This window comes from Bdellovibrio sp. MYbb2, from assembly GCF_056175685.1.
On sequence record NZ_JBJKJI010000001.1, the window covers coordinates 895,857 to 918,260 of the forward strand.

Here is a 22,404-nt window from a genome sequence, read left to right on the forward strand (position 1 = left end):
CTTAAGTCTGTGTACGATATTTTTGTTGTCAAGCTGCGTGCAAGTGCTTGTTATTTACCAATAATTTTAGGACTCTGGATGAACGTGTTAGGATGGGTCTATCTGCGAGGTCGAATGTGAAGGTGGCAATTGCCGGAGCCAGCGGTTTTGTTGGCAAGGCACTGATCAGGGAACTGCAAGGACATCATGAAATCGTTGCGCTCAGTCGGTCCGGTAAAAAGGATTCGGCAGACGGCGTCGAATGGCGTTCCTGTGATTTATTCAGTCTGCTGGATTCTGAAAAGGCTTTGCGGGGCTGTGATGTCGCCGTTTATCTGGTGCATTCCATGCGACCTTCAGCGCAACTGACCCAGGGGACTTTTGAAGATTTTGATCTGATCGTGGCCGATAACTTTGTTCGCGCGGCGGAAAAATGCGGAGTAAAAAGAATTTTCTATCTGGGAGGCATGTGCCCTGAAAATTCCCAAGGGATGTCCCGCCATCTGCACAGCCGTCACGAGGTCGAAGGTGTTTTTAAAACCAGTCGTATTCCTGCAACCATCCTGCGCGCGGCAGTGATTCTGGGGTCTGAGGGTTCATCCTTTCATATTATGACTCGGTTGGTGGATCGCCTGCCGGTGATGGTCTGCCCAAAGTGGACGAGTACGCAGAGTCAGCCCGTGGCTTTAAAAGATGTGGTGCGCAGTCTGCGCTATTGCATTGAGACCGCTGAAACTCAGAATCATATTTATGATATCGGTGGGCCGGATGTGATCAGCTATCTGGACATGATGAAGATGATTGCCCGCATGCAGGGGCTGGAGCGCACGTTGTTGCCGGTGCCCTTTTTAACGCCAGGACTTTCTACCTTATGGGTGTGCATGGTTACGGGGGCCCCAAAGGCTTTGGTTGCACCTTTGGTGGAAGGCCTAAGATCTACATTGCTGGTCAGTGACAAGCGCCGACTGGATATACCTGGATACAAGTTCATGCCGGTGGAGCAAGCGCTGAAAGAAGCCCTGGCCGATTTCACGGAAAAGAAAACTCCGCTGGCCTTTCAAAAAAGTCCCCTGGGCAGCTATGAAGTGCGCTCGGTGCAGCGCCTGTTGATCCCCGAAGGTGTTACCGCAGATGAAGTGGCCCACGCTTACATGGAATTCTTACCCAGCATGCGTCCGGGTCTGATGAAGGTGGAAGTCAGTGGACGCTGGGTGAACTTCTGCTGGAGCTTTCCGTATGTGCGTCTGTTGATTCTGGAATATTCTCCGGAAAGAAGCTGGTCCCATCGTCAGTTGTTTTACGTGCGTGGTGGTCTGCTGGCGCAAAAAACCGTGCGGGGGCGCCTTGAGTTTCGCGAAACTCTGGGTGGCAAGGCGGTCATTGCCGCTATTCACGAGTTCAAACCCCGCATGCCGTGGTTCTTGTATCGCTGGACTCAGGCGTTGTTTCATATCTGGGTTATGCGTCAGTTCGGACTTTACTTGAATCGGCCCAAGTCTGCGCGGTAGTCTTTTAGTGCAAGGAGGCCCGCATGGCCAAGTCAGATCATTCCAGCTTTATCGGTTATATTCTTTGGATTTTTGGTTTCATGGGGGCGCACCGCTTTTATTTCGGGAAGTCCATCACCGGGACCATCTGGTTTTTCACGTTTGGTCTGGCGGGCATTGGCTGGCTGATTGATATCTTCCTTATTCCGAGCATGAATCGCAGCGCCCAGCGCAGCTATCGCAGTGGGCGTGTGGACTACAACGTCAGCTGGATTCTGCTGACGTTCTTGGGGATCTTTGGTGTGCACCGGTTCTATATGGGAAAATGGCTGTCAGGTTTGATCTGGCTTTGTACCGGCGGTCTTTTCCTGATCGGTTACCTGTATGACTATTGGACTTTGAATGAGCAGATTTCCGACGTGAACCGCGAGACGGCTTAACCACGCGGCCCCCAGCGACCCCCAGCTGATCAAAAGCGCATCAAAGGGAACGCGGAAACGGTTTTCCGACTTAAAGAACCACACGGTCAAAAACAGCGAAAGCATCAGAAGAATCGTCGCCTTGTTAAAAGGTTCTTCTGACTTTCGCAGCACCAGCAGACCCAGCAGGGTCAGTGGCAGCATGGCATAATAAAAGAAACTTTCCCAAGGATAATAAAGTTCCTTGGTGGGGTTTGAAATGATCGGCCACAGTGGATTTCCCCACGCCAGATAATAAATATATCTCAGACTTGAAATCAGCACGGCTGGATTTTCGGCGACACACTTCAGACCTTCTTTCCAGAAATAGGCCTGGTTGGTGAAAGGCTGATCCCACTGTTTGAATGTTCGTTCGTTGGTAAAGTGAAACAGCGGGGACATCCAGCGTGCACCCGATGAATCGGCGTTGTCTTTGGACGGACATTTGCCTTCGATAAAGTTTAAAGCTCCGGCCGTGGGTCCCAGCTGAGGCTTGCCATAGTGTTTCCACGTCCACGTCATATGAGGAACGGCGATCAGCAGGCAGCCGATAGCCATGACCGTCACTTTTAAGACTGCACGTGTGAAGTGATGGCGTTCACGATAAAGCAGCCACAGCCCCAGAATCGGGATGAAGAACGCGTGATTGCCTTTAAAGTAAAATGCCAGGGCCAGCAAAATTCCCATCGCGAAATAGCCTGACAGCTTTTCGTGCTTGAGCGTTTTCATCATCAGCCACAAGAACAGTGTGATCAAAAAAGCATAAGCATTTTCAGCCATGTGGAACGTCGCAAATCCCGCCAGCGGAATATAACTTGCGGATATCAGCGCGGAAAAAGCCCCTGCCAGCGCACCGAAACGTTCGCGCACCATCAGATAGATCAACACGACCGTACCCCATGACAAGAACACCTGGGACCAGTTGAAAAGCTCAAAGCCTCCCAGTTGGCGCAGCCAAAGACTCCATAAAGTAAATCCCGCGGGCTGGAAAAGCTGACTTAAGGTGTATTCTCCGCGCATGATTTCTTCACCGCGGTGGAAGTATCCGGCCATGTCAGAAAAAAGACTGAACTCGGGCGGAGCTTTGATAAACACCAGCCAGAAGCGGAACAAGAAGGCTCCACCCAGAACAGCGACGACAAAAGTGCGTTCGGGTAACGGCATGGCCGGCAGCTTCGCAAAAAGCATCATCATCAGGGAGCCTGCAACCAGCAAAAGTCCCAGTGCAACGGGAAGATCTTTCCAGTCCTTTTCAAGCAGGACACCGTAGCTGTCCCCCTTGGTGCTGCCAGCAAAATGCCAGGTGGTTTCCTTGGCAAGGCTGGGGGCGGTGTTGTTCAGTTTGAATCCTGCAAAGTTGTCGCAGCGGGTGTTCAGATTCGTGGGCAGATTCCAGTCACCGTGCTGGGTGCTCATCTCATGCACGCAGTTCATCGTGCGCAGGTTCAGATATTTCAAAGGATAGATCATCGGGGAGGTGGTGAACTTCACCCAATAAAGGCCCTCCCGTTCCGGATTCATGTCCTGAAACTGAAAGGTCGCCAGGGAATCCTGAACGGTATTTAGATCCGGTTTGATGATTTCAATATTGTGGGCACGAGGAGTCAGCAGAAACAGCCAGCACATTGCCAGAGTGAAAAGGACAAGGCCCAGGCCGAAGAATACGTTCGATTTCAGAGAGTTTTTCATGGCTGGGGACTATCTACTTAAAAGAAGTCCCTGCCCTCAAGTTACGAAACCCTTAGTGAACAAGTCGTAATAGAGACATGTTATGGAAGAACACCAAAAGCAGATAAGGCACGGTGGTCGTCACCAAAACGCCCCAGGGCTTTGGGTTGTGAAGGATGTGCAGGCCTGAAATGACAAAAATAAGCGGCGCAAAGACCACCAGGGTCGCGGGCACCGCGAAATTCAGCAAAAGAACGGCGCCTCCGATGATTTCCATCAATTTAACTGTGGGCATGATAAAGCGCGTTTCAAAGCAGGCGTTCACAAAGGCATCGATCTTGGGATCAGAGGGTGGAATCTTCACCCAATGGAAGAAGCCGTTCAGGCCCCAGAAAAACATTTGCAGTCCAAAAATCCACCGGCAGACAATCTCGATGTATTCAATCATGCCGTCAGTGTAGCGGAAGGACCAGGTCAGATCAATGCGGGATTCGTGCATGATTCTTACCACTGGACTTCGCCAAACCTCCAATTGCCCTGAACCCCTTGATAGCTTTGGGAAAGACAGGGAGGTCGATGTGGATATGGAATTGGCGAAGGTGGATCGCGAGATTGTGAACAATGAAGCTTATGATCATCTCGCGGATCGATGGTATGAAGCGCAGGATGATCCTATTGCTCTTTTGCGCAACCAACACAAAGTTGAAATGCCGTGGATTCTGGAAGCCATCCGACGCAATATTGGTTACAAAGCCGAAATTCTGGATATGGGTTGTGGTGCGGGCTTTCTGTCGAATGATCTTGCGGCTGCAGGTCACAAGGTGACGGGGATTGATCTTTCCACATCCAGTTTGAAAGTCGCGGAATCCCGTGATCTCACCCATTCAGTGCACTATAGCCAGGGGGATGTCTATCAAGTGCCGTTCCCGAATGAAAGTTTCGATGTCGTTGCCGCGATGGATCTGTTGGAACATGTTTCTGATCCTCAACGGGTGATTGCGGAAGCTTCGCGGGTGCTGCGTCCGGGGGGACTTTTCTTTTTCAACACCTTCAATAAAAATCCTTTAGCCTGGCTTGTGGTCATTAAAGGCATGGAATGGTTCGTAAAGAACACACCCAATGACTATCATGTGTATTCTTTATTCATTGAACCGAAAAAACTGAAGTTGTGGCTGGAGGATTTTGGCCTGGAAACCAATGAAATACGTGGTATTCGTCCGGTGTTCGCCCAAAAAGCACTGTGGCAGCTGATTCGCACGGGTGAAGTGCCAAAAGATTTTAAATTCACATTTTCGCGAGCCCCTTTAATTGCGTACACAGGCTTTGCAAAGAAGTCGCGGGGATTCAATTAATTAACAAAAAGCAACTTGAGGAGTGGTAAACAAAGGAATATAGATTTCGACATGAATGTTTCCACTCTTCTTAGATATTGCGGCTTGCTCTTGGTGGGCATGATGGCGGGGAGCTCTTTCGCCTTCGTTCTGGGTATGGGCCCTGCGATGGAGCAACTGTCCATCACTTCCTACATGGAATTTCACCGCTCTATGGAGACTCCGTTTAATATCTTCAGTCCCTTGATTTATTTGCTGGCTATCGCGACTTTGGTGGCCAGTCTTTATCAGATTCGTCAGTCGTGGAAGTCGATGGAATTTCTATTGATCGCTTTTGCCCTGCTGTGTGTGGTGGACGAATTGTTGATGACTCGCTTTGGAAATTTGCCTTTGAATCACGTGATCAGCCAGTGGGATTTGATTGCGCCGCCACCGGATTGGATGGAGATCCGTTCACAGTGGCTTAGATTCATGTACATCCGCAGCGCTTTGCTGGTGTCAGGATTTGCGCTGCTGTTGGCGTCAACGTTCTTTATGAAACGGTCTCCGGCTTCCCCGCAAGATGTCTTTGCTGTCGCTTAGGCAGATTGATTTTGTTTGAATTATCTCCGGATAACTTCTGATTTTTGTCTTCGCCCTTTTTCAGGAAGCGAGGAACTTCTTTTTTCCCCGTAGCCAAATAGTCTTCAGCCAAAAGGTCTTTGGCTTGCTCTTCCGGCCACTGCTGACTTTCAGTCAGATACACCAGGGCTGATTCAAACAGATTCAGCTGGGAAATCCCGTGGGACTGAGTATGGCGTTTGGACATAAAATCATTGAAGTCATAGAACTGCCAGAAGAAGGACTTGTGTTCCTGATCCTGGGCTTTTTCTTTCATGCTTTCCACGAACTTTTTAAAAGTTCCGCTGTTGGCGTAAAGGTCCCAGTACTTGGCGAAACGATTCATCACCTGCAGGGTCGCAAAGTCCATGGATTTGGTGCGCAGGATCTGGAACGGAGGGTGATTGGAATAAACCATCTCCCATTCCTTGTCGTGACGGGCGATCGGGGCGCCTTTCAGGCGTTTCAAAATACCGACCTGAATTTCGTCCGGGCGAAGTTCCGCCAAAGTATCAAACCCACGCGCAAAGCTATGGATGTCTTCACCCGGCAGACCCACGATCAGATCGGCATGAGTGTGCACGCCGGTTTCTGAAGCCAGGAAACGGAAGTTGTCTTTTACTTTTTCCAGATCATTTCTGCGGCTGACCAGACGAGCCACATCGGTGTTCCAGGTCTGAATGCCGATTTCAAACTGCAGGGCTCCGGCTGGGAATTTTTTGATTAATTCTCTGATTTCGGTCGGCAGACGGTCGGGCACCATTTCAAAGTGCAGGAAAAGCCCCAGATGCACACGCTCCAGGAAGAATTCCAGAATCTGGGTGCAGGTGGTGGGGCTTAAATTGAAAGTGCGATCGATGAATTTAAACTGACGGGCCCCGCGGTCCATCAGCTTTTGCATGTCGGCCAAAAATGCCGGGACGTCAAAGTTTCGAACGGCTTTATCCAAAGACGACAGGCAGTATTCGCAGCGATAAGGACAGCCGCGGGAAACCTCGACATACAAAACCCGGTTCTGAATGTCTTCGTCAGAGTAAAACTCGTACGGGGTTCTGATGGTTTTAATATCCGGCAGGATGTTGGTGACAAACTTTTGGGCCGGCAGTGTTCCGTCAGTCAGGAAGTTTTTGCAGAAGTCGCGGAACAGGAAGTCCGCCTCGCCCTTAATGGTGAAATCTGCGATCTGACAAATCGGATTGCTTTCGGCTTCGTGGCTGACCTCGGGCCCGCCCAGAACCACCAGGGTTTCGGGGCTGATTCGTTTTAGCAGGGACATCAGTTCCAAAGACTCCTGGGCATTCCAGATATACACACCCAAACCAATAATTTTTGGTTTCTGACGCAGAAGGGTTTCGGCGATATCGCGGGGATCCCTTGCAATGGTGAACTCCATGATTTGAGCGCGGTTTTGCAACTCTTCAAGATTGGCGTACAGATAACGCAGTCCGAACGAACTGTGTTGATAGGTGGAGTTCAGGGTTACAAGCAAAATGTCAGTCGTCATAGGGGGCTATCCTAATGCATGTTGAAAAAATAAGCGAATTGTCTTTGCCAACATGAGGACAATTTAGCTACCATTACTTTGCGGTAATGCTTTTTTCAAAGGATTGAAAATGATGAAAACTGCCACGATGGCTTTTGTGACGTTGGTTGCTGTGACGGCAACTGCGCATGTGCCTACGCTAGAGAATTTCGAGACTAAACCTATTCTGGCGGATCTTAAGGACTTGCGTGCCCTGAACATCCCGGTATTGGCAAAAGATGAACGCATCGAAGTCGGTTACGCAATCGTGACCCCGTTGATGCAACAAAGAATTCAGGAACGTTCTCACGCCGTCGGTAAATGCGGCGGCTTTGAAGATCTGACTTTGGATATGCATATCCAGGGCACAGGCTTTAACGGCATTTTGGATAGTCTTGCGGCTATTCAGGAAAAGAACGCCCTTTATGAGCGTGCTCCATTTGCAGCGTTGGCTTTGGAAAAAAACGGAATCATCGAATCTGCGATGACCGAAGTCAGTGAAGACAACCTGCGCAGTTATGTGACCTGGCTTTCTTCTTTCCCAAGCCGCAGCAACCGTGATGCGGATCCAAACCGTCACGTGGTGGAAATGAAAACCCGCCTGGAAGCGATGCTGGCTGAATCCACAATCCCTTACGAGATTTCCGAGATCAACCACACCTCGACCAAGCAAAGAACTTTGAAAGTTCGTCTGGTCGGCAGCGAGCGCCCTGGCGAGATCGTGGTCCTTGGTGGTCACCTTGATTCCATCAATCAAAGCTGGGGCGGTGGCAAGACGGCGCCGGGCGCTGACGACAATGCTTCAGGCTCTGCGAATCTGATTGAAGCTTTGCGTATCATGATGACCAAAGCTCAGCCAAAACGCACGGTGGAGTTCTTCTGGTACGCCGGTGAAGAGTCCGGTCTTTTGGGTTCAGCTGAAATTGCCAAACAATACAAAGCTGAGAAAAAAGACGTGGTCGCAGTTCTGCAACTGGATATGACTTTGTTCGCGGGGTCCGGCGAGCTGGTTATTGGCAGCATGACGGATTTCACCAGCTCTTGGTTGCGTGACTATCTGAAGGCCGCGAATGAAACCTACATCCACGCACGCATCGTTGATGACAAGTGCGGATACGGCTGCAGTGACCATGCTTCATGGAATCGTCAGGGTTATCCAGCGGTGATGCCGTTTGAAGCGACCTTCAGCAAAAGCAACAAGAACATCCACACCACGCGTGATGTGATTTCTCCAGAATCCAACTTCAAGCACTCGGCAGCTTACACGAAAATTGCCCTGGTGATGGGAATGGATCTGGCCAACTCCACAGCCCGCCAGCCTTACTAGGGTAGGGCTCGATGAAAAAGGCCCAACTGACTGCGTTGTCGGGCCTTTTCCTTCTCTTCGACGTGCTTGGAGCACGCCTCCGTTTCGGAAAAAACCCTCCGCCTTGCATTTGGACCTTTTTGATCGACCCTGTTTTGATTCGATCTGCTAAATTTTCTCCAGGCGTTTGACGGTTTTTCTTAGATCTTGAATTGTTTCGTCTTCTTTTTCGTCTTTTCTTCCTAACAAATACAACGTGTGTTTCCAGTAGCCGGCTTTGGGGCCCAGCAGGGTCAGGATGCCGGATTGGACTTCGTCCATCACGTAAGGCACTGGCAGGAAGCCCACACCGGCGCCATCAACGATGGCTCGTCCTACGACAGACATGATGTCGGATTCAAAGACCACTTTTTTGCGCGCGCGGATTTCCTGAAAGAACAAGTCCGTTTCATGGCGCAGCTTCATCTTGTAAGACGGAATAATCAGGCCCCATGGAACGGCATTCAGAAATTCCAGGGCCGAGGTGTTTCGTGAAGTGCGGATCTTTCTTTCCTTCAGGTTCTTCGTGGACACCATCAGATTCACCGGCATTTCGGCGGTGGCAAGTTCGGTCACGTCGTCGGCATAGATCGGCTTGTTCGTCAGCAATAAATCAATTTCACGGCTTCGCAGTTGCGTAACCAGAACATCGGAAGGGGCTGAACTGACGAAGAAGATCTTTTCCACTCCACGCTTTTGTTCGCGAATCAACGGTGCCAGCAAGTCGGCGATGAAAGGACGTTCCACCTGATCGCTGACTCCGATGCGGATGCGCTGACTTTGTTTTTCTGTCGGGCTTTTCAGTGATTCAGCAAAGTCCGCCGCAACATCAAACATCTTTTTGCAGTAGGCAAACGTGCGTTCACCTTCCGGAGTCAGATGAAGATTTCTTCCGCGCTTTTCAAAGAGCTTCTGATCGATGCTGGATTCAAGCACTTTGATCTGAGAGCTCAGCGACGGCTGACTGATATGCAGGTATTTGGCAGCGTTACTGACTCCACCCAGCCGGGCGGTCACATAAAAATAGTACAGGTGATTGTAGTTAAACATGATACTAGACCTCCTAATAACATGGCTTTTTTGGAGCCCTTTTGGAACTGGTCTTTCGCTGCGACTCTGTAAGTGATGACCTTTACAGCGAATTTCTAAACAGGACCCTCTTAATATATAATTTTAACCTAATTATGTCTTCTAAATTATATATTTAACGAAATTGTCGATATGAACGATAATAGACTCAAGAAGGAGGTAGATATGCAAACAGACATCTACTACAGAGACATCACTAAAACTGAAAATCTCGAATCTTACTTGTTGGAAACAGTCGAAGGGGCTGTTGGAGAATTCTTCAAGTATGACAGTGGTGCTCACCTCACAGTGCGTGTGGAAACCGATCGACATCGATCGCAGACTCGCAAACCCAGTTATGTGTGTGAGGTCATCTTGAAGCCATCTCGCTCGAAAACCGTGATCAAAGTGGTCAAACGAGACGAGAACTTCAAGCGATGTGTAGCTAAAACGGTATCTGCTTTGAAGGGCGTTCTAAGTAAACGTTCCTCTCGCAAATCCCAGCACCGTCGTAATGACCCTATGCTGGAATTCCAACCTATGCCACTCGAAGGGGTGGCATAACCCAAAAGACAAAGACCCGTCAAAGGCAAGGAGCAGCTTTATGAAAACTCATCTTCTGAAAAACCAAAGTGACGGCGAACTGGGTCGCAAGATCCGGGACCGCATTAAATGGGACAAAAGAGTGAGCTTGGCTGATCTGGATATCGTCATTCGTGACGGCGTGATTGTGGTCAGTGGATTCGTCGACACTTGTTATAAAAAAAATGCCGCTTTGGAGGTCATCTCTGAAACGGAGGGTGTTTGGACGATCGAAGATCGCATCGTTGTGCCGGCGGACTATTACCGCTCGGATGAAGAAATCCAGAATATCCTGCAGGCTCAGATCGAAGACATGATCAAAATCGGCGGAGAGCATATTGAGGTGGTCGTCAAAGACGCCGTCGTCAGACTGGAAGGGGAGGTATTCCGTCCACGTCTGAAAGCGACAGCAGTTGGTGCTGCCTGGGAGCTTTCTGGAGTTCATGACGTCGTTAACGCCATTGAAATCAAAGAGCCGCCAAGACGGGTTCCCATGACTGTAGGTTTTCAATTTGAAGTTCTGTCCCCTTTGAACAAGGGGACAGAGATCCTCGAAGACAAACTAAAGGAGGTCTCTTGATGAAAGTAGACACAACATAATGTGCGGTCCTTTTCCCATCCCTCCATGTGCAGGCGTCTGATTCAGACGCCTGTCATTTTTTTAGGAATGCCTGTTAGAACAGGTAGCGCAGCTGGGCTGCTGCTGTGAACATGTTATATTTTTCCAGATTGCGATCGCTTTGATTCATCACCGTGGCAAGTCCTGCGGTCGGGATGAATTCCAGTCTTTCAGCCACCGGCATGCGCGCGCTGAAATTTGCATAGAACATTTCAAGGTCCTCGTCGATCGTGCCGGAAACAGTGTCCGAGCTGAAGCTGCGGCTGTACGTGCGGGCATAAGTCAGGCTGAAGTTGGGATGGTTTTCCCCTTCAACTTCACCAAAGAACGAGAATCGCACCTGGCTGCCACCTTTGACTTTGCCCGAGTCAGAAAAAACACCCACGTCAATATCGGCATCCCCTTCCATGGCAATGTCATAAGCGGCGATACCGCCCAGAGTGAAGTCGACAAGTTTTTGCACGTACCCCGCTGCCAAAGTCACAGTTGTCTGTCCGGTGCTGGCGCTGAATTGGGCATCGTTGGAATTGAACTCATACTTTTCGCTGGGGAATGAAACGCCGGCTTCCAGGTAAACTGTTCCGCTTTCGGTATCCAGATTTCCTTTATAGGTGATGTCGATATTGCCGAAGTCTTGAGTTTCACCGCTGCCGGAAAGGCCGGCTTTGGAAAAGTTGGAATCATTTTTAAGATAGTAAGTTTCAACACCCACCGCATGATGCGTGGTGATGCCGTAGAAATAAGAAACTGGAACAACAAACTGATTGGAAGTGGCGGATCCGCCCAGATCAGCCTCGGCCGACACGTGAGAGTAGGCGATGCCACCTTTGAATTCATTCTGACCCGCTTTGGGTGCCAGAGTTTGCAGGGTTTCGGTGACCGCAAAGGCGGAGCAAGGCAGCAGTGAAAGCAGAAGAATCAGGTGTTTCATGAACGTCCTTTCATTTGCCTTCATTGTGGCCCTCGGCGGACCTCAGTGTACAGACAAATGTTTATGGGCGTTCGCATTCACCGCGTTGCTGGCATTGCATCAGCTGTTCACGCAGGACCATCATTTCTTCCAGAGAATAACCCAGAGTCATGTCAAAACCGCGCTTCTCGCCACCATCCTGAGAGATGGACACAAACTTTTCCACAGCCTTGAAGTTCTTTTTACTGAAGCTGCATCCCGTTTGTTGAGAAGTGCAGCCCATGATCAGGCCACCGCCGTTTGACAAAGCGGCCTTGAATCTTTGGCGCTGATCCATGGCTTTGGAGCGGGCACTGGAAAGATTTGTCCAGCATTTCACTTCGCCCACCAGTACGGCCTTGTTGTCGCTGGACTTGAACACCACGACATCCAGTTCGCCGATGACGTGTTTCTTGTTTCCATAATAGATGCCGGTCACCACATAATAGTCCGGGGCTGGATAGTCCTGTTCCAGATTCAGCTTGGCCACCTGTTCGCAAACGGTACCGACAATTTCATAGCGGGCGCCGGAATCCGCCAAAGCATCAAAAAGTGGACGGATGTCCTTGGCCTGAGCCGCGGAAACAGACAATAATGTGGAAAGCAGGAATTGAACCATGAAAAGCCCCTCGCGCCACAGAGGTAACACCACCATGGGCACGGGGCAAAGAAATCCTGCTTTCGAGTGAAACAGGGAAGTGGAAGCATGAAAAAAGTTTTGATCTTAAATGGCAGTCCCACGGGGGACAAAGGCAACTGTGCTCAGTGGATCAAGGGGCTGGTGAAAATATTTGGTAAGCAAGCCGAAGTGGAAGTTGTGCATTTGGCAAAGACCTCTTACGGGCCGGTACTGCGCAAGAAACTTGAATCTGCTTCAGGCCTGTTCTTTGTGACGGGAACTTACTGGGATTCATGGGGAAGCCCGCTGCAGAAGTTGATGGAAGATATGACGGAACTTGAGGGCTCGGCCGCCTTTATGGGAAAACCTGCGGCGGTCTTTGTGCTGATGCATTCGGTGGGTGGTAAAGGGGTGCTGTCCCGACTTCAGGGGGCTCTGTCCACTATGGGCTTTTTGATTCCTCCGATGAGCGGCATGGTCTATTCACTGGTCTCGGATATCGCCCTGAAAAACCCGAGCTCCCACGCCAAGGACTTCTGGCAAAAAGAGGACGCCGAGCTGATTGTGGAAAATTTCCTGAAAGCCTGTGATCTGCAGGTGACGTGGACCACGTGGCCCGTCGACAAAAAAGACCCCCGTCGCAAATGGTTGAAATAATCTGATCAGCTTTTGGTCGCCGTGAACTATTTACCCGGTCAGCGGGGGATGGCGGCGCTCAGAGGGAAATGAGGGGCTTTCGGGCCCCTTTGTATTGGCACTTATCTTGTATCGCGTGCGGGTATGCGTGCGTTGATTTCACTCATCATTTTGGCTTTCAGTGTTCAATCCCTGGCGGGGTTTGACGACGTCATTCCTGAAAAACGGGTGGTGTTCAATCCGGTGGTCAGTACTTCTGCTCGCACTTTGCCGCAGTGGCAGTTCGGCTATCAGCGTGCTGGCGGCGCCAATGTCAATTCCCACATGCTGACGAATGCTTTAAGTATGGGTGTGTTGCCTCGTCTGGAGATCGGAACGGTTCCGATGTTCTATGCAACAGCTTCCGGCAGCCGCAACTACACCCTCAAGGGAAATTTCTATCGTGGGGAAAACTTTGACTGGGCTGCTTCATTCACCGAAACACGTTTTAGATCTGAAGTGAAAAAAGAGGGCAAGGTTGTCGAAAGACCGGATTTGGTTTTGCGTTCAACCCAGTTGGGTTTTAACTATCGTCCCGACTGGAATGAAAACGTGACGATGTCGCCGTTCGTGACCCAGGTGTGTGGGCACATTGATTCCACCAACGGTTTGGTCTTTGTCTATTCTTTGAAGTGTGAAGCTGAGTACGGTCTGGATATTCAGTATCAGATCAAGGATCGTGAATGGGTGACTTTGGCTTATGGTCACCTGCGAGAAGCGGGTCTTTCCCCTTACGAGCAGATGAACACCGGTGTGGGTGTGGCCTGGTCCCAGCTTCGTCCGAAAGAAATGTTCTCGCGCCCCTCCGTCGGCGTGTACTACACCCCAGACACACAAGACACCCTGTTCCTTCTTTCCACAACCTTCTTCGAACTCTAAAAAAAAAAGGAACTGCTGATGAAGGCAGTTCCTTTTTATTTTTCAGGTACTTTTTTGTTACGTCATGGACTTTGTCAGGTCGCGGACTTTTTTGGAAGCGAAGTTTTCGGAAACGAAGTTCCAGTTTACCTGCGCCCAGAAAGTCTCAAGATACTTTGCACGAAGATTTCTGTAATCAACGTAGTAAGCGTGTTCCCAAACGTCAGCAACCAACAATGGAGTCGGGCCGTTGTTAGTGAAAGGAACCGCTGCGTTGGAAGTGGAAACCAAAGACAATTTGCCAGCAGCGTCCATGCACAACCAGATCCAGCCGGAACCGAAGGTTTTTACACCACCGTCAACGAACTTCGCTTTCAATTCATCCATAGAACCGAAATCGCGAGTGATCGCAGCAGTGAGTTCTGCAGATGGTTGGCCACCTTGACCAGCAGGGCTCATGCCGAACCAGAAGAATGTGTGGTTCCAGGCCTGAGCGGCGTTGTTGAAGATGCCACCCGTGGAAGTCAAAGTGATCTCTTCAAGGGATTTACCTTTCAGGGATGCATCTGTTTCCATGAACTTGTTCAGATTGTCGATGTAAGCTTTGTGGTGCTTGTCGTAGTGGTAAGTCATTTGTTCTTCGTTGAACAAGGGAGCAATACCGGTTTTTGCGTAGGGAAGATTTGGAAGTTTGAACATTACGCCTCCTGTTTTGTTTAGTTTTCTAAATGAAACTATAATGAAAACAGGAGGCGGTCTATCAATTAAGCATTATCGCCAAGCATTGTTTTGACGAAAGTAGGAAGGCTGAAGGCCGCAGTGTGCAGGTCTTCATTGTAGTACTTAAGACCTTTGTCCTGAGCGAACTTGGCCGCTTGGTCTTTATTGAAGTCCTTCGCCGGATGTTTGGATCCTTTGACTGCAACCTGCAAGCTCCACATGCCAGACGGGTAAGTCGTTGCGTGGAACAGCATGGTGTGAACACTTTGTTTGCCGAAGATGCCTTTTAGGCAATGGTTCAATTCAACGAAAGTGCCTTCATGGAACATTGGGGATTCACCTTGAGTGATCACCAAGCCGCCGTCTTTCAATGCGTTTTTACAGTTGTTATAGAATTCCGCAGTGAAAAGGCCTTTTGCCGGACCTACAGGATCAGATCCGTCCACGATGATCACGTCGTAAGAGTTCGCAGGCGCGTCTTTAACAAACTGGATGCCGTCACCGATAATAAGATTCAATTTCGGGTTGTTGAATTCGCTGGCGATTTTTGGAAGGTGCTCTTTGGAAGCACGAACTACTGCCTCGTCGATTTCAACCATGGTCACATTGTCCACGTTATATTTGAACAATTCACGGATGGTGCCGCCATCGCCGCCACCGATAACCAGTACGTTTTTCGCACTGCCATGAGTCTGCATCACCGGGTGAGTGATCATTTCGTGATAATGGTATTCATCACGCTCGGTGCACATAACCATGTTGTTGATCGCCAGGAATTTGCCGTGAGAATAAGAATCCAAAACGCGCACGCGCTGGAACTGATTTGTTTCATCAAACAAAACATCGCCCGTATAGCGTAAAGATAGCGCCTGGTTTTCGTCTTTGTCAGTGAACCATACGTTGCGGTCGATCTGGTGACCTTTGGAAAGATCGAAAGACGGCTTTTCACGCATGATTTTAGGCTGGAAGTCGGATTTTTGGATGACGTGCAAAGAACCACGGTTCATCTCAATCGCCGAATAGTTCGCCTGGAAAGCTTTTTTCAGGTGCTCGAAAGAAACCCAAGGATCCACTGAATCACCGCAGGTGAACAGATCCACGGCCGCATAACGGTATTCAGGCCAAGTATGAATAGCCAAATGGCTTTCCTGAATAACAACCACACCGCTTACGCCCCATGGGGAGAAGTGGTGGAAAGTGGAGTTGATGACTGTCGCACCAGCAATCTGCGCCGCTTCGACCATGCTTCTTTCGATGATGGAAACGTCGTTCAGAACTTCTGCGTTACATCCACTGAACTCAACCAAAATATGACGACCTAAAGCTTTCAATTCCCTGTCCTCCAACGGCCCATGCAAAGTGGCCTTAATAAGTAAAATTTAGGGGGTTCTAGGGCGTTTTTACCTGTGGGGCAAGGTATTTTTGTCCCCAAAAGGGAAAAGGGGCTGGTTGGGCCCCTAGTTGCTTCTGATCTCGAAACAGTTGTGTATTTTTTTGTCGTGGAAGTCCTGGGGGATGCTCTCGGTGGTAATTTCTTTCACCTTGTATTTGGACAGCACCGCCGGAGACATTTTAAACTTTCGTTTATTATTCGAGAAATAGAGTATTCCCTCTGGTCGCAGCATGTTCATGCAGCTTTCCACCAGGAACTCCTGGTCCCTTTCAACCTCGAAGCTTTCGTCCATTTTTTTGGAGTTCGAAAACGTCGGCGGATCCAGGAAGATCACGTCGAAAGTGTTCGGTAATTTTGTGATGCGCATCCATTCCAGAACGTCGGCGTTGATAAAGTTGTGTTTGGCCGGATCCAGATTGTTCAGTTGGAAGTTTTCCTGAGCCCAGCGCAGGTACGTCTGGGACATGTCCACGCTGGTTGTGGTGGCGCCACCCAGGGCCGCAAACACGCTGACCGAACCGGTATAGCAGAACAAATTCAGGAACTTCTTGTCTTTGACAGATTTAAACACTTTCTGGCGCATCGGGCGGTGATCCAGGAACAGGCCGGTGTCCAGATAGTCGTAAAGGTTCACCTTCAACAGAGCCTGGGATTCACGCACGACAAAGGTTTCTTCTTTGGCGTCGAGCTTTTCGTATTGCTTCAGACCTTCCTGGCGCTCACGTTTTTTGACCACGATCTTGCTGTCATCGCATTTGAAAAGGGCCTTCAGGGCCTCTTGCACATGGGGCAGGTGGTTTTTCTCAAGATCGCGCAGGTCGCTCTTGTCGTAGATCAGGAAGTGATCCTTGTAGATGTCGACGATGTACGGGTATTCAGGGATATCCCGGTCATACAGACGGTACGCCTCGATCTGGGCGCGTTCAGCCCAGCTTTTCAGTTTTTTGTAGTTTTTCTCAAGGCGGTTTTTGATCATGTCCATGGGGGCTTTTTAGACAATTTAGCCGGGATATGGTACCAATTCCTCGATGTTGGCAGAAAAAAGGGCAGAACATATAGCATTTTTACTCGCCTTGGACGGTGCAGAGGTCGCCTTTGTCGAAGACAAGGGGACCGTTTATTTCGCCCGCTTTCCGTCAGGAGTAAAGGCACCTTCATCGGCAGTGGTAAAGCTGCTGCAGGGGCTTTTTGACCGCTTTGTCGATCACAGCTTTTTTATTCTGCGTCAGCGTATTTACACAACAGCGGTACTGACTGAAATGTGCCGGGGTATGGTGAAAGTCGTCGCCAAACGCATCACTGAAGATATCAAACCGCACGATCATGGCGAAGACCCCGGCGTTCAGTTGGTGGAAATCAGCGACGCCGGACAGGTTGTTATGTCGGTCGCGCATCTGAATCAGGAAAATCAAAAGCCTTTGCCTGAAGTTTTCAGCTGGTTGCAGGCCCATCCGGCGAAAACCCCTGAAAAACAGCTGGAGCTGGCTTCGGGCTTGGCGCGTTTAGTTCCCCGAGGGGATGTGCTGCATGACTATGACCGCGATATCGCAGCCTTCCTGCTGAATGATCAGGGGCAGCTTCTAAGTTACGGCGTGAATTCAAATTCTAAAAACAAAACCCTGCATGCTGAAGTGAATTTGGTGCAGCGTCTGTACCGTGAAACCGGAAAGAAAATTCCGCCGGGGGCGGTTCTATATTCGACCCACAAGCCGTGCAAGATGTGCGCAGGCATGATCTATCACTGGTGTGAAGATCCTTCACAAATGAAGGTTTACTATTCGGTGGAGGAAAAAGGCGGGCTGTCACGGCAGACCGTACTGGATCAGCACGGTCTGAATCATCACGTTAAAACGTAGCTTCGGGTGCTTCGCTAAAATAAGAAGAAATCGCTTTTAGCATGGTGTCTTTGCGCACGGGCTTGGACAGATGCAGATCGCAACCTGCGGAAATGCTTTTTTTGACGTCTTCCTGGAAGGCGTTTGCGGTGCAGGCAAAGATTTTCGCCGGAGTGCGATTTAACTGGCGCTCCATTTCGCGGATGCGCTGGGTGGCTTCATATCCGTCCATGCCCGGCATCTGCACGTCCATAAAGATGATGTCGTAGTGTTCTTTGGCGACCATTTCCACGGCTTCGGCCCCGCCGCTGGCGTAACTGACGGCGTGAGCGGTTTTTTGCAGATAAATTCCAAATAGATGGCGGTTGTCCTCGACATCATCCACAACCAGAATGCGCAGACGGCTTTGAGAAATATTGTGTTTGATGTCGCTGAGCTGGTAGCGGCCCTGCCAAGGATTGTGCATGGTCGTTTTCCTTTCAGTTGTGGAAGGTACGGAAATCGTGAAGAAGAACGAGGTGCCCTGACCCGGTTGGGATTCAAACCAGATGTGACCGTTCATCATCTGCACGATATTTTTGGTGATGGAAAGACCCAGTCCCGTGCCGCCGTATTTGCGGGTTGTTGTGGCATCAGCCTGAGTGAACGGCTGAAAGATGTCTTTGAATTTTTGTTTGGAAATTCCAATGCCCGTGTCGGTCACGCTGAACAGCAGATTGCCTTTGTGAGATGTCCGATTCACAGAAACCTGCAGCGAAACCTCGCCCGTATCCGTGAACTTGATCGAGTTGTTCACCAGATTCATCAAAACCTGGCGCAGGCGATCTGAGTCTCCCACGAAGTATTCTTCAACATCAGGATCAATCGCCAGCGACAGCTTCAGACTTTTTTCTTTGGCGCGGAATCCCAGCACGGCATTCAGTTCATCCAGCAGACGTGGCAAATTAAACGGCAGCGGGCGCAGTTCCATTTCGCCGGCTTCCACTTTGGAAAGATCCAGAATGTCGTTGATGATGGTCATCAGCTGATGATTGGCGCGCTGAAGGATTTCCACGAAGGAAGACTGCTGATCATCCAGCGGAGTTTCTGCCAGTGTGTCAGTGATGCCGATGATTGAGTTAAGCGGCGTGCGGATTTCGTGGCTCATGTTGGCCAGGAACACGGTCTTGGCGTCCGTGGCCGCTTTGGCTTTGATGGCTGCGCCCAGAAGCTCTTTGTTTTTCTTTTCAAGATTGTCGGAAAGACTTTTCTTTTCGGTGATATCGACGGCCATTTTTACGATCTTGGAAACTTCACCCTGCAGATTTCTTACTGGAGTGTAAGATCCCTGAATCCAAACTTCGCGATTTTTTTTGGTAAGTCGCTTGAACTCTCCTGCTTGGGCTTGTCCTTCAGCAAGTTGGCTCCACATTTCTTGATATTCCAGCTCGTGTTGGTGAAACTCCGGCAGGAATATTGAGTGATGACGTCCTTCGATCTCTTCGAGTTCATACTCCATGAGATTCAGGAAATTCGGGTTGGCCCAGAGAATGTATCCCTGGTTGTCGAACTCGATCACCGCATTTGAATTTAATAGAGCCTCATAAACCGAATGAGTCATGACATAAGTGTATCTACAGTCATGTTTATTAATAAAATTACAAAACTCCCTGGGGATTAAAGTTTTGTAATTACGCTATGAGTCCTGCACTTCGACAGACATAATTTTCATAATGTGGATGAATCATTGAACTTCACTGCGGCTTAACAATCAGTTTTTTTCTAAATTTTACGGCCACTGATTTTCCAGCAAAGCTTTGCGCGCTTCCATGGCGTTGCGAATCCCCACTGTGCATGAATTGGAAAGCTGACGACTGTTGTCCTTCAGACAACGCAGGATGCGGCCTTCGCCGGGTTTAAGCATATCGCAAAACTGCAGCAAGTCGTTGTTGCACGCACGACGAAGTTCCATCATCAGCTGATGCACCTTCTGACTGCGGATGCGGCAGTCGCTGGTCAGTTTGTCTTTGTGATCATCCAGACACTTCAAAAAATTTCCAGCGCCGGGTTCGATATCCTGACAATAGCGGCCTAGATCCGCACGACAGGGATCCAGCGCGGTTTTTTCCGTCTGAGCCAGGGCTTCAATAGAGAATATAAAAATCAGCGTAAAGATCAATGTCAGCACGCCGACGATGAAACGATTTTCCATAGGCGAAACCTCCGGAGTGATCAAGCCATCCAGTGAAGTTGTATTCAGTTTTGAAAGGGAAGATTTTTTTAGAAGAGCCCTCTCTGAAAGAAAGTATGGAGGGCTCTTGAAGAACTTAGAACGAGAAAGCTAAGGACGTGTTACTTTGCAGCCGGTGTTTCGAACATGGACATTGCAAAGAAGCTCTTACGGAATGTGCTCCAGTTTGTGGATTTCACAGCCGCGACTCTCCAGAAGTAATGTTTGCCAGCTTCCAAACCAGTTGCTTCGAAAGTCGTGCCTTTAACAGAGTATTCGTTTGCCACCAGCCATTTGAAGTTAGCATCTGTAGCCACTTGAACGTGGTACTCGTCCGCGCCAGTAACGGATTTCCAAGTCAAAGTTGTTTTGTCAGCTTTGATGGAAGTGTAATAAGCCGGGCTTACAAGCTCTGGTTTTGCAGGAACTTCGTTTTTCGCAGGATCGGCTTTTGGCTTAGGGAACAGGGAGTTCATCTTTTCAGTCAAACCACCGTGGCCGCCGCCGTGACCACCACCACCATGAGCCTCTTCAGCCAAAGAAGCAGAAGCAAGAGTCAAAGTCATAGCGAACGCGAATAGAGATACCAAGATCTTCATGATTTAATCCTTTTGTAAACGATGCTTAGAAAGTAAAATAAAACCGGGATTAAGAAAACCTTCTTGCGCTAAATGCTGGACGGTGTTAGAAATCCCCACGGTTTTGCGGATGATTGCTCTAATAATACTCTAAATTCCTGAAATTAGAGAGGAAAGTCCGGACTCCATATGGCAGCGCAAGGGGTAACGCCCCTCTACAGTAATGTAAGGAACAGTGGAACAGAGAGAATGTCCAGGGCATTGAGCCAGACACCGGGAACGGGAGGGTCTGGGGAGCTGCTGGAGTGAAAACAGCCAAACTCTGCGCGGAGCAAGATCAAATAGGGTGACACTAGTAGGGCGGCCAGCCCGTAGTCACCGGGTAAGATCGCTTGAGGGTGTCAGTAATGCCACTCCCAGAGGAATGATCATCCACGATTATCGGGGCAAATTATGGGACCTGGTAGTTTGGACAGAATCCGGCTTATAGCAAAACCGAGATCCCGCCTTCTTTTTCGACGACTCTGCAAGTTTTGCAAAACTTGAGAGTTTTCGTGCCCTTAGGATATCTCTTTGGGCTAAATTCCCGCACATGAAAACACTGTTGTTTGTCCTGATCATGGCTGCGGGCGTGGCTTCGCAGGCCCAAATTTCTTTGAATATCCCTTCTGAATCGACATATGAATCAGGCAAATCCCTTTGTCAGAAAACCTACGCCTCTTTGATCGCCCACGAAAAAGGGTTCTATGTCCAGGTCCCTGTCGACTATGCCCGTCCGGAACGGGGCATGACCGAGGTTTACTCTTATTTCCACCGCGGGTTTGATGCCAGCAAAGAAACCATGATTTATTTCACGGGCGGACCCGGCCAAACCTCGCATTGGGGATTGTTCCGCAACCCGATGCCTTACAATGTTTTGATCATGGAGCATCGGGGGATTGGTTGTTCGCGTCCGGACACCCGCGCGATGTTTCTGGATCCGTCTTATTATTCCTCTGAAAATGTCGCGCGTGACGCTGAAGTGGTTCGTCAGCATTTGATGATCAATCAGTGGACCGTGTACGGAATTTCTTACGGCACAGTGCCGGCGACGATGTATGCATCACTGTTTCCGCAAAACACCCGTGCTGCCATTTTGGAAGGTGTCGTCTATGACGGGGGCTTGCAGTTGTGGGATGCGCCTCACCGACGCAAACTGGTGCAGAAAATGCTGAACTCTTTGTCGCCTTCCCTGATGGCAAGACTTGAAAGTGTGTCGACAGTTCATGGCATCCCGGACACCTGGCTGTCCCGTCAGGCGCGCACGCAGTTAATGTACAATGACGGCGTGAAAAAACTGAAAGAGCGTCTGGAGCTTTTAGCTGACGACAAGGTGTTTAAGGAATTTCTTACTGAAGTTCGCAAAAGCTATGAGCCCATCACATATACTCCGCACATTTTGTTTGCATCCAACGACATCGCTTACATGATGATTTCCTGCCAGGAGCTGGGAATGGCGGCACCCGATCTTAGCATCGAGGATTCATTCATCAAGGGTCAGCTGGTGCGCAAGGTGGACACGGATTCGATCAAACAGTGTGCGCGCCTTCGCGCCAAGGGTGACAGAATTTATCGAGCGGAAAATTATCCGGTGAAAGTTCCGGTCACTTACTTCCAGGGATCTGATGATGGGGCAACCGCGGCACCGGAAGGTGTTCGTCATTATAAAAAAGTTCCGGTGGGCTTCAAGCAGATGGCGATTTTAGTTCGTGGTGGCCACAATCCCAATTTGGAATTGATCCTGTACGAAAATCCACATCAGTTGCAGATCTTTGATTACGCCGTGAAAGGTCTGCCAATTCCCAAGGTTCTTTATTCTGAAATGAAAAAGAACACCGGACATTTCTGGGCTTACACCTCCAACTGAAGT

At 49.5% G+C, this 22,404-nt stretch carries 23 protein-coding genes and 1 other RNA gene; 12 read left to right on the forward strand and 12 right to left on the reverse strand.

What is annotated here, in order from left to right:
- The first annotated feature begins 116 nt into the window (after nucleotides 1–116).
- Nucleotides 117–1,487, forward strand: a complete 1,371-nt coding sequence (locus AC04MQ_RS04490) for an NAD(P)H-binding protein (protein WP_475391251.1) — start codon at nucleotides 117–119, stop codon at nucleotides 1,485–1,487.
- A gap of 23 nt (nucleotides 1,488–1,510) precedes the next feature.
- Nucleotides 1,511–1,906, forward strand: a complete 396-nt coding sequence (locus AC04MQ_RS04495) for an NINE protein (RefSeq protein WP_080602446.1) — start codon at nucleotides 1,511–1,513, stop codon at nucleotides 1,904–1,906.
- Here AC04MQ_RS04495 and AC04MQ_RS04500 read toward each other — a convergent pair.
- A complete protein-coding gene (locus AC04MQ_RS04500; protein ID WP_475391252.1) occupies nucleotides 1,799–3,613 on the reverse strand; it encodes an ArnT family glycosyltransferase in 1,815 nt (604 codons plus the stop codon). The two genes, AC04MQ_RS04495 and AC04MQ_RS04500, sit on opposite strands and share 108 nt — an antisense overlap.
- Nucleotides 3,614–3,665: 52 nt before the next feature.
- Nucleotides 3,666–4,103, reverse strand: a complete 438-nt coding sequence (locus AC04MQ_RS04505; protein WP_148278892.1) for a hypothetical protein — start codon at nucleotides 4,101–4,103, stop codon at nucleotides 3,666–3,668.
- A gap of 73 nt (nucleotides 4,104–4,176) precedes the next feature.
- On the opposite strand from AC04MQ_RS04505, the gene ubiG reads away from it, so the two are divergent.
- Both ubiG and AC04MQ_RS04515 read left to right on the forward strand, forming a co-directional pair.
- Nucleotides 4,177–4,944: a bifunctional 2-polyprenyl-6-hydroxyphenol methylase/3-demethylubiquinol 3-O-methyltransferase UbiG gene (gene ubiG, locus AC04MQ_RS04510; RefSeq protein ID WP_015092610.1), complete on the forward strand. Its 768-nt coding sequence runs from the start codon at nucleotides 4,177–4,179 to the stop codon at nucleotides 4,942–4,944.
- A 51-nt stretch (nucleotides 4,945–4,995) separates the two neighbouring features.
- Nucleotides 4,996–5,505, forward strand: a complete 510-nt coding sequence (locus tag AC04MQ_RS04515) for an anthrone oxygenase family protein (protein ID WP_015092609.1) — start codon at nucleotides 4,996–4,998, stop codon at nucleotides 5,503–5,505.
- On the opposite strand, the gene AC04MQ_RS04520 is transcribed toward AC04MQ_RS04515, so the two are convergent.
- Nucleotides 5,456–7,027: a B12-binding domain-containing radical SAM protein gene (locus AC04MQ_RS04520; RefSeq protein ID WP_475391254.1), complete on the reverse strand. Its 1,572-nt coding sequence runs from the start codon at nucleotides 7,025–7,027 to the stop codon at nucleotides 5,456–5,458. The two genes, AC04MQ_RS04515 and AC04MQ_RS04520, sit on opposite strands and share 50 nt — an antisense overlap.
- A 109-nt stretch (nucleotides 7,028–7,136) precedes the next feature.
- On the opposite strand from AC04MQ_RS04520, the gene AC04MQ_RS04525 reads away from it, so the two are divergent.
- Nucleotides 7,137–8,372 carry a M20/M25/M40 family metallo-hydrolase gene (locus tag AC04MQ_RS04525; protein WP_015092607.1) on the forward strand — a complete coding sequence of 412 codons (1,236 nt, stop codon included), beginning with the start codon at nucleotides 7,137–7,139 and terminating at the stop codon, nucleotides 8,370–8,372.
- 147 nt (nucleotides 8,373–8,519) lie between these two features.
- Here AC04MQ_RS04525 and AC04MQ_RS04530 read toward each other — a convergent pair whose 3' ends face one another.
- Nucleotides 8,520–9,440, reverse strand: a complete 921-nt coding sequence (locus tag AC04MQ_RS04530; RefSeq protein WP_015092606.1) for a LysR family transcriptional regulator — start codon at nucleotides 9,438–9,440, stop codon at nucleotides 8,520–8,522.
- Between the two features lie 204 nt (nucleotides 9,441–9,644).
- Here AC04MQ_RS04530 and AC04MQ_RS04535 point away from each other — a divergent pair, with 204 nt between their 5' ends.
- Nucleotides 9,645–10,022, forward strand: coding sequence for an HPF/RaiA family ribosome-associated protein (locus AC04MQ_RS04535; RefSeq protein WP_041578067.1), 378 nt, complete (start codon nucleotides 9,645–9,647; stop codon nucleotides 10,020–10,022).
- Between the two features lie 40 nt (nucleotides 10,023–10,062).
- A complete protein-coding gene (locus AC04MQ_RS04540) occupies nucleotides 10,063–10,620 on the forward strand; it encodes a BON domain-containing protein (RefSeq protein ID WP_015092605.1) in 558 nt (185 codons plus the stop codon).
- Between the two features lie 94 nt (nucleotides 10,621–10,714).
- On the opposite strand, the gene AC04MQ_RS04545 is transcribed toward AC04MQ_RS04540, so the two are convergent.
- Both AC04MQ_RS04545 and AC04MQ_RS04550 read right to left on the reverse strand, forming a co-directional pair.
- Complete coding sequence (locus AC04MQ_RS04545) at nucleotides 10,715–11,590, reverse strand: hypothetical protein (RefSeq protein ID WP_015092604.1); 876 nt, start codon at nucleotides 11,588–11,590, stop codon at nucleotides 10,715–10,717.
- Nucleotides 11,591–11,651: 61 nt separating this feature from the next.
- Complete coding sequence (locus AC04MQ_RS04550) at nucleotides 11,652–12,227, reverse strand: hypothetical protein (RefSeq protein ID WP_041578065.1); 576 nt, start codon at nucleotides 12,225–12,227, stop codon at nucleotides 11,652–11,654.
- A gap of 87 nt (nucleotides 12,228–12,314) precedes the next feature.
- On the opposite strand from AC04MQ_RS04550, the gene AC04MQ_RS04555 reads away from it, so the two are divergent.
- Both AC04MQ_RS04555 and AC04MQ_RS04560 read left to right on the forward strand, forming a co-directional pair.
- Nucleotides 12,315–12,884, forward strand: a complete 570-nt coding sequence (locus AC04MQ_RS04555) for a flavodoxin family protein (RefSeq protein ID WP_041578064.1) — start codon at nucleotides 12,315–12,317, stop codon at nucleotides 12,882–12,884.
- Between the two features lie 123 nt (nucleotides 12,885–13,007).
- Nucleotides 13,008–13,781, forward strand: coding sequence for a hypothetical protein (locus AC04MQ_RS04560; protein WP_015092601.1), 774 nt, complete (start codon nucleotides 13,008–13,010; stop codon nucleotides 13,779–13,781).
- Between the two features lie 57 nt (nucleotides 13,782–13,838).
- On the opposite strand, the gene AC04MQ_RS04565 is transcribed toward AC04MQ_RS04560, so the two are convergent.
- The 3 genes from AC04MQ_RS04565 to AC04MQ_RS04575 form a co-directional block, all read right to left on the reverse strand.
- Entirely contained in the window at nucleotides 13,839–14,459 is a 621-nt protein-coding gene (locus tag AC04MQ_RS04565) for a superoxide dismutase (protein ID WP_015092600.1), read from the reverse strand.
- A gap of 65 nt (nucleotides 14,460–14,524) precedes the next feature.
- Entirely contained in the window at nucleotides 14,525–15,811 is a 1,287-nt protein-coding gene (gene speE / locus AC04MQ_RS04570; protein WP_015092599.1) for a polyamine aminopropyltransferase, read from the reverse strand.
- Nucleotides 15,812–15,937: 126 nt separating this feature from the next.
- Entirely contained in the window at nucleotides 15,938–16,855 is a 918-nt protein-coding gene (locus tag AC04MQ_RS04575; RefSeq protein ID WP_475391259.1) for a class I SAM-dependent methyltransferase, read from the reverse strand.
- Nucleotides 16,856–16,901: 46 nt separating this feature from the next.
- Between AC04MQ_RS04575 and AC04MQ_RS04580 the strand changes: the two genes are divergently transcribed.
- On the forward strand, nucleotides 16,902–17,729 hold the full coding sequence (locus AC04MQ_RS04580; RefSeq protein WP_475391260.1) for a Bd3614 family nucleic acid deaminase: 828 nt from the start codon (nucleotides 16,902–16,904) through the stop codon (nucleotides 17,727–17,729).
- On the opposite strand, the gene AC04MQ_RS04585 is transcribed toward AC04MQ_RS04580, so the two are convergent.
- The 3 genes from AC04MQ_RS04585 to AC04MQ_RS04595 form a co-directional block, all read right to left on the reverse strand.
- Nucleotides 17,719–19,308 carry an ATP-binding protein gene (locus AC04MQ_RS04585; protein ID WP_475391262.1) on the reverse strand — a complete coding sequence of 530 codons (1,590 nt, stop codon included), beginning with the start codon at nucleotides 19,306–19,308 and terminating at the stop codon, nucleotides 17,719–17,721. The genes AC04MQ_RS04580 and AC04MQ_RS04585 overlap by 11 nt on opposite strands.
- A gap of 168 nt (nucleotides 19,309–19,476) precedes the next feature.
- Nucleotides 19,477–19,899, reverse strand: coding sequence for a cysteine rich repeat-containing protein (locus AC04MQ_RS04590; RefSeq protein WP_475391264.1), 423 nt, complete (start codon nucleotides 19,897–19,899; stop codon nucleotides 19,477–19,479).
- A gap of 140 nt (nucleotides 19,900–20,039) precedes the next feature.
- Nucleotides 20,040–20,516 carry a fibronectin type III domain-containing protein gene (locus AC04MQ_RS04595; RefSeq protein WP_475391266.1) on the reverse strand — a complete coding sequence of 159 codons (477 nt, stop codon included), beginning with the start codon at nucleotides 20,514–20,516 and terminating at the stop codon, nucleotides 20,040–20,042.
- Nucleotides 20,517–20,613: 97 nt separating this feature from the next.
- On the opposite strand from AC04MQ_RS04595, the gene rnpB reads away from it, so the two are divergent.
- Both rnpB and AC04MQ_RS04605 read left to right on the forward strand, forming a co-directional pair.
- Nucleotides 20,614–20,998, forward strand: an RNA gene (gene rnpB / locus AC04MQ_RS04600) — RNase P RNA component class A.
- Between the two features lie 89 nt (nucleotides 20,999–21,087).
- Entirely contained in the window at nucleotides 21,088–22,401 is a 1,314-nt protein-coding gene (locus AC04MQ_RS04605) for an alpha/beta fold hydrolase (RefSeq protein ID WP_475391268.1), read from the forward strand.
- Nucleotides 22,402–22,404 lie beyond the last annotated feature (3 nt).